5 protein-coding genes are annotated in these 5,467 nt (G+C 68.0%); all 5 read right to left on the bottom strand.

Translation table 11 applies throughout. The annotated features are described in order from the left end of the window. Positions 1–12: 12 nt before the first annotated feature. The 5 genes from VHA73_16925 to VHA73_16905 all read right to left on the bottom strand — a co-directional run bounded on the left by VHA73_16925 (position 13) and on the right by VHA73_16905 (position 5,306). Positions 13–1,074, bottom strand: a complete 1,062-nt coding sequence (locus VHA73_16925; protein HVX19709.1) for a CoA ester lyase — start codon at positions 1,072–1,074, stop codon at positions 13–15. 146 nt (positions 1,075–1,220) lie between these two features. Then, entirely contained in the window at positions 1,221–1,724 is a 504-nt protein-coding gene (locus VHA73_16920; GenBank protein ID HVX19708.1) for a nitroreductase family deazaflavin-dependent oxidoreductase, read from the bottom strand. A gap of 34 nt (positions 1,725–1,758) precedes the next feature. Then, entirely contained in the window at positions 1,759–2,583 is an 825-nt protein-coding gene (locus tag VHA73_16915; GenBank protein HVX19707.1) for a succinate dehydrogenase/fumarate reductase iron-sulfur subunit, read from the bottom strand. Between the two features lie 2 nt (positions 2,584–2,585). Then, positions 2,586–4,511: a fumarate reductase/succinate dehydrogenase flavoprotein subunit gene (locus VHA73_16910; protein HVX19706.1), complete on the bottom strand. Its 1,926-nt coding sequence runs from the start codon at positions 4,509–4,511 to the stop codon at positions 2,586–2,588. An 18-nt stretch (positions 4,512–4,529) separates the two neighbouring features. Beyond that, on the bottom strand, positions 4,530–5,306 hold the full coding sequence (locus VHA73_16905; protein HVX19705.1) for a succinate dehydrogenase cytochrome b subunit: 777 nt from the start codon (positions 5,304–5,306) through the stop codon (positions 4,530–4,532). Positions 5,307–5,467 lie beyond the last annotated feature (161 nt).

Genomic DNA, 5,467 nt, shown 5'->3' with positions numbered 1-5,467 from the left:
TCCGCCATCCGATCAGCCCTCCCCGGCCGCGGCGTAGAGCTTGGCCAGCTCGGGGTCCCGGGCGGCGAGCTGATCGGCCAGGTCGAGCATCACCTTGCACTGCTTCACGGAGGCGTCGTCCTCCATCTTCCCGTTGAGCATCACGGCTCCGGTGCCATCGCCCATCGCGGCGACCACCGCACGGGCGTGCGCCACGTCGGCGGGGTCGGGCGAGAACACCCGCTTGGCGATCTCGATCTGCGCAGGGTGGAGGCTCCACGCGCCGACGCACCCGAGCAGGAAGGCGTTGCGGAACTGGTCCTCGCAGGCGACCGTGTCCTTGATGTCGCCGAACGGCCCGTAGAACGGGAGGATGCCGGCGGCCGCGCAGGCGTCGACCATGCGGGCGATCGTGTAGTGCCACAGGTCCTGTTGGTACGCAGGACGCTCCGCTTCGATGTCGCCGCCGGGTGGGTCCTGGCGCACCAGGTAACCGGGGTGGCCGCCACCCACACGGGTGGTCTTCATGCGGCGGCTCGCAGCGAGGTCGGCCGGGCCGAGCGACAGGCCCTGCATGCGGGGGCTCGCCGAGCAGATCTCTTCCACGTTGTTCACGCCGCGGGCCGTCTCGAGCAGGGCGTGCAGCAGGATCGGGCGATCGAGGCCGGCGCGGGCTTCGAGCTGGGCGACGATGCGGTCGACGTAGTGGATGTCCTCTGGCCCTTCGACCTTCGGGATCATGATCACGTCGAGCTTGTTGCCGATCTCGGTGACGAGCGTGATCAGGTCGTCGAGCACCCACGGCGAGTCGAGGCTGTTGATCCGCGTCCACAGCTGTGTGTCACCGAAGTCGGTGTTCTTGGCGATCTGCACCAGCCCGAGGCGAGCCGCCTCTTTCTTCTCGGTCTTGATGGCGTCCTCGAGGTTGCCGAGGATGATGTCGACCTTGGCCGCGATGTCGGGCACCTTCGCCGCCATCTTCTCGTTGCTCGGGTCGAAGAAGTGGATCATCCGCGACGGGCGGAAGGGGATCTCTCGCACGGGTTCGGGCGCGCCGATCGCCAGCGGTCGGAAGAAGTCCTTGGGGGAGCGCATCGTGCCTCCAGGAGGGGGAGCGGTTCGCGGCAACCCTAGGGATTCGCCGCGGCCCACCCCCAACTGCGACGGATGTCGGTGCAGCCGAAGCCGAGCCCGGTGTCGATGCTGCCGACCGCGGGGTCTGCTCGGCGTGTCGTGCGGGATCAGTGGTCGGCGGTGACCGGCGTCAGCTCGAAGACGCGCAGCGTGCGTCCGCTCCGTGCTTCATAGGCCCGGTAGGGGGGCCACGCGCCCAACAGGGCGGGCCACACGGCTGTTCGCTCGTCGCCTTCGAGCAGCCTGGCCCGCACCTCGATCGAGCGTCCGTCGTGGGCGACGGTGGCGGCGGGCTGTTGCAGCAGGTTGTCGGTCCACGCAGGGTGGTCTGGGCGACCGAAGTTGCTGCCCACCACGAGATAGGCGCCGCCGGGGCGGGCCAAGTACGCCAGCGGCGTCTGGCGGGGCCGACCGGTCCGGGACCCGGTGGTGGTGATGATGAGCTCGGTGATCACGCGGTCGCCGCGGGGGAGCCGACCGCGGCTGACCCGATGGAGAAAGCGATCGACGCGGGGGATCACCGCAGGCGCGAGCCGGCTGAACCAGCGCGTGGCTGCGGCGCGGTGCAGGAGCCGTGCCCAACGAGAGTGGGTTCGCTCGCTGCAGCTCACCGTGGCCTCAGTGGCGACGGGTGGGTCGGCCGGGCTAGGGCTTGCGGCTCAAGTAGCGGCGGTTCTTGAACTTGGCCCGCAGGTAGTCCTTGTTCATCGTCGCGATGAAGTCGATCGAGATCTCCTTCGGGCACGCCTCCTGGCACTCGCCGTGGTTGGTGCACGAGCCGAAGTACTGCTCCATGGTCTCGACCATGGCTTCGGTGCGCTCGTAGCGCTGGGCCTGACCCTGCGGCAACAAGTTGAGATGTGCCAGCTTGGCGGAGGTGAACAGTTGGGCGGCGCCGTTGGGACAGGCGGCGACGCAAGCGCCGCAGCCAATGCACGCGGCGGCGTCGAACACCGTGTCGCTGACCGTCTTGGGGACCGGCATCAAATTGGCGTCGGGGGCGGATCCGGCTTGGACCGTGATGTAGCCGCCGGCCTCCACGATGCGGTCGAACGGGCTGCGGTCGACGATGAGGTCGCGCACGATCGGGAACGCCGTGGCGCGCCACGGTTCGATCACGATCGTGTCGCCGTCGGTGAACTTGCGCATGTGGAGCTGGCAGGTGGCCGTGCCTTTCTGCGGGCCGTGCGCCTGGCCGTTGATCATCAGCGAGCATGTGCCGCAGATGCCCTCGCGGCAGTCATGGTCGAACGCGATGGGTTCCTTGCCGTCGGCGACCAGGCGCTCGTTGAGCACGTCGAGCATCTCGAGGAACGACATCTCCGGTGAGACGCCCGGCACGGCGTGGATCTCGAAGCGGCCGGGCTCGTCAGGCCCCGCCTGGCGCCACACCTTGAGCGTGACGTCGAAGGTTCGGTGCGGGGACCCGGCCGGTTGCGAAGGCGTCGCGCCGGTGGGCTGGTCGGTCATCGTCACTTGTAGCTCCTCTGCGCGAGGTGCACGTGCTCGAACTCGAGGGGTTCTTTGTGCAGCTCCTCGGCGGTGTCGTCGCCGGTCCACTCCCACGCCGCGACGTAGGCGAAGTGCTCGTCGTCGCGGAGCGCTTCCCCTTCCGGCGTCTGGTGCTCGGCGCGGAAGTGGCCGCCGCACGACTCCTCGCGCTCGAGCGCGTCGCGGCACATCAGCTGGGCGAGCTGGAAGAAGTCGTCGACCCGGCCGGCGCGCTCGAGCGACTGGTTGAGGGAGCGGTCGTCGCCGAGCACCCGCAAGTCCTTGTTGAACTCGTCGTACAGCGCGGGGATCTCCGACAGCGCCTTCTCGAGCCCGGGACGGGTGCGCTCCATACCGCAGTGCTCCCAGACGATCCGGCCGAGCTCGCGGTGGAACCAGTCGACCGAGCGGCTGCCCTTGATCGACAGGTAGCGGCTGAAGCGGTCGCGGGCTTGTGCCTCGGCTGCCTGGAACGCCTCATGGCCGGTGTCGACGAGCGGGTGGTTCAGCAGCGGGGCGAGGCCGTTGCCGATCGTGTACGGGAGGATGAAGTAGCCGTCGGCCAGGCCTTGCATCAGCGCCGACGCACCGAGCCGGTTGGCGCCCTGGTCCGCGAAGTTGCACTCACCGATCGAGTACATGCCGGGGATCGTGGTCTGCAGCTCGTAGTCGACCCACAGGCCGCCCATCGTGTAGTGGATCGCGGGATACACCCGCATGGGCACCTGGTAGGGGTTCTCGTCGGTAATCCGCTCGTACATCTCGAACAAGTTCCCGTAGCGCTGCTCGACCACGTCGTGGCCGAGCCGGGAGATCGAGTCGGCGAAGTCCAGGTACACGCCGTTGTGCAGCGGCCCGACGCCCTTGCCCGAGTCGACGGCTGTCTTGGCGTTGCGGCTGGCCACGTCGCGGGGGACGAGGTTGCCGAACGACGGGTACTTCCGCTCGAGGTAGTAGTCACGCTCGGACTCGGGGATCTGGGCCGGCGGTCGGTCGTCGCCTTCCTTGACGGGCACCCAGATGCGGCCGTCGTTGCGGAGCGACTCGCTCATCAGCGTGAGCTTGGACTGGAACTCGTCGCTCGCCGGGATGCACGTCGGGTGGATCTGCGTGTAGCAGGGGTTGGCGAACAGGGCGCCACGTCGGTGGGCCCGCCACGCAGCGGACACGTTGCAGGCCATGGCATTGGTCGACAGGAAGAACACGTTGCCGTAGCCGCCGGTGGCGAGCACCACGGCGTGGGCGGCGTGCGAGCGGATCTCGCCGGTGAGCAGGTCCCGCACGACGATGCCGGCCGCGCGTCCGTCGACCACCACGGTGTCGATGAACTCGCAGCGGTTGTAGAGCTTCACCGTGCCTTTGCCGATCTGCTCGGCGAGCGCCTGGTAGGCGCCGAGCAGCAGCTGCTGGCCGGTCTGGCCGCGTGCGTAGAAGGTGCGCGACACCTGCGCGCCACCAAACGACCGGTTGTCGAGCAGACCTCCGTACTCGCGGGCGAACGGCACACCTTGGGCCGTGGCCTGGTCGATGATGTTCGACGACACCTGCGCCAGCCGGTAGACATTGGCTTCGCGCGACCGGAAGTCGCCGCCCTTCACCGTGTCGTAGAAGAGGCGGTAGATGCTGTCGCCGTCGCCGTGGTAGTTCTTCGCCGCGTTGATGCCGCCTTGGGCAGCGATCGAGTGCGCCCGGCGGGGCGAGTCGTGGTACGTGAAGACCGACACGTTGTAGCCGAGCCCGGCCATCGTGGCGGCGGCGGATGCACCCGCCAGGCCGGTGCCCACCACGATGATCTCGTACTTGCGCTTGTTGGCCGGGTTGACCAGCTTCATGTCGAACTTGGCCTGATCCCACATCTCTTGGATCGGCGCGTCGGGGATCTGGGCGTCGAGCGTGATGTCTGTCATGGAAGTCCTCCGCCCGCGCTACTTCGGGACGCTGACCACGCCGGCCAGGATGAAGATCGGGAACGAGACGTTGCCGGCCACGATCACGGCCGCGAAGCCCTGCGCGAACCGGCGGCGCCACATGTTGAACCGGGGGTTGTTCCACCCGAGCGACTGGAAGAGGCTCCACACGCCGTGGAACAGGTGGAGGCCGAGCAACAGGTTGGCCACGATGTAGATCGCCGCGACCCATGGCCGGTGGAGGCTCTGGGCCACGTTCCCGTAGGCGTCACCGCGGTGGTAGTGGTAGCCGGTGCCGGTCCAGCTCAGGTCGAACAGGTGCCAGATGATGTACAGGCCCACGATCACGCCGCTCCAGCGCATCGTGCGGCTGGCGTAGTTGGCAGCGATGTAGTCGCGCTTGGACTGGTAGTCGACCGTGCGGGCCTTGTGGTTGATCACCGTGAGGCTGTAGGCGGCGTGGACGTGCAACACCACCGCACCGATCAGCACCAGCCGCATGATCCACAAGAACCAGGTGTGCGGGAAGATGGGCACGAGGATCTGGCGCAAGAACTCGCTGTAGTGGTTGAAGTCGGCGGGGCCCACGTACATCTTCAGGTTGCCGAGCATGTGGACGAGGATGAAGCCCAGCCCGATGATGCCGGTGACGGCCATGACGTACTTCTTGCCGAGCGCCGACCGGTAGAACTCGATGGGCCACAGCGCCTTCTTGCGGGGTGGTCCGGTGGCGGTGCCCGTGGCCGGTTCGCGCGTGACCGAAGCCGGTGCCCGTGTCGTCGTCGCTTGCGCCATCGAGTGACGGCCCTCCGCTCGTGTCCGTTCCTGGCGACGCCCTCGCGCTCGCAGCTGGTGCGACGCGCTGGGGCTGTCGATCCGGACGCTATCTCCGCGGCCGTCGGGGAAGGCAATTCGCGCCACCCACCCACCCACCCAAACCGTGCTGTGAGCGCTCA

Source organism: Acidimicrobiales bacterium, assembly GCA_035547835.1.
Classification (GTDB): domain Bacteria; phylum Actinomycetota; class Acidimicrobiia; order Acidimicrobiales; family Iamiaceae; genus DASZTW01.
This window is presented reverse-complemented; position numbering and strand designations above follow the sequence as displayed.

Coding starts and splice junctions, on each gene's coding strand:
- VHA73_16925 (HVX19709.1), bottom strand. CDS start 1,074: ATGCGCTCCCCCAAGGACTTCTTCCGACCGCTGGCGATCGGCGCGCCC.
- VHA73_16915 (HVX19707.1), bottom strand. CDS start 2,583: ATGACCGACCAGCCCACCGGCGCGACGCCTTCGCAACCGGCCGGGTCC.
- VHA73_16910 (HVX19706.1), bottom strand. CDS start 4,511: ATGACAGACATCACGCTCGACGCCCAGATCCCCGACGCGCCGATCCAA.
- VHA73_16905 (HVX19705.1), bottom strand. CDS start 5,306: ATGGCGCAAGCGACGACGACACGGGCACCGGCTTCGGTCACGCGCGAA.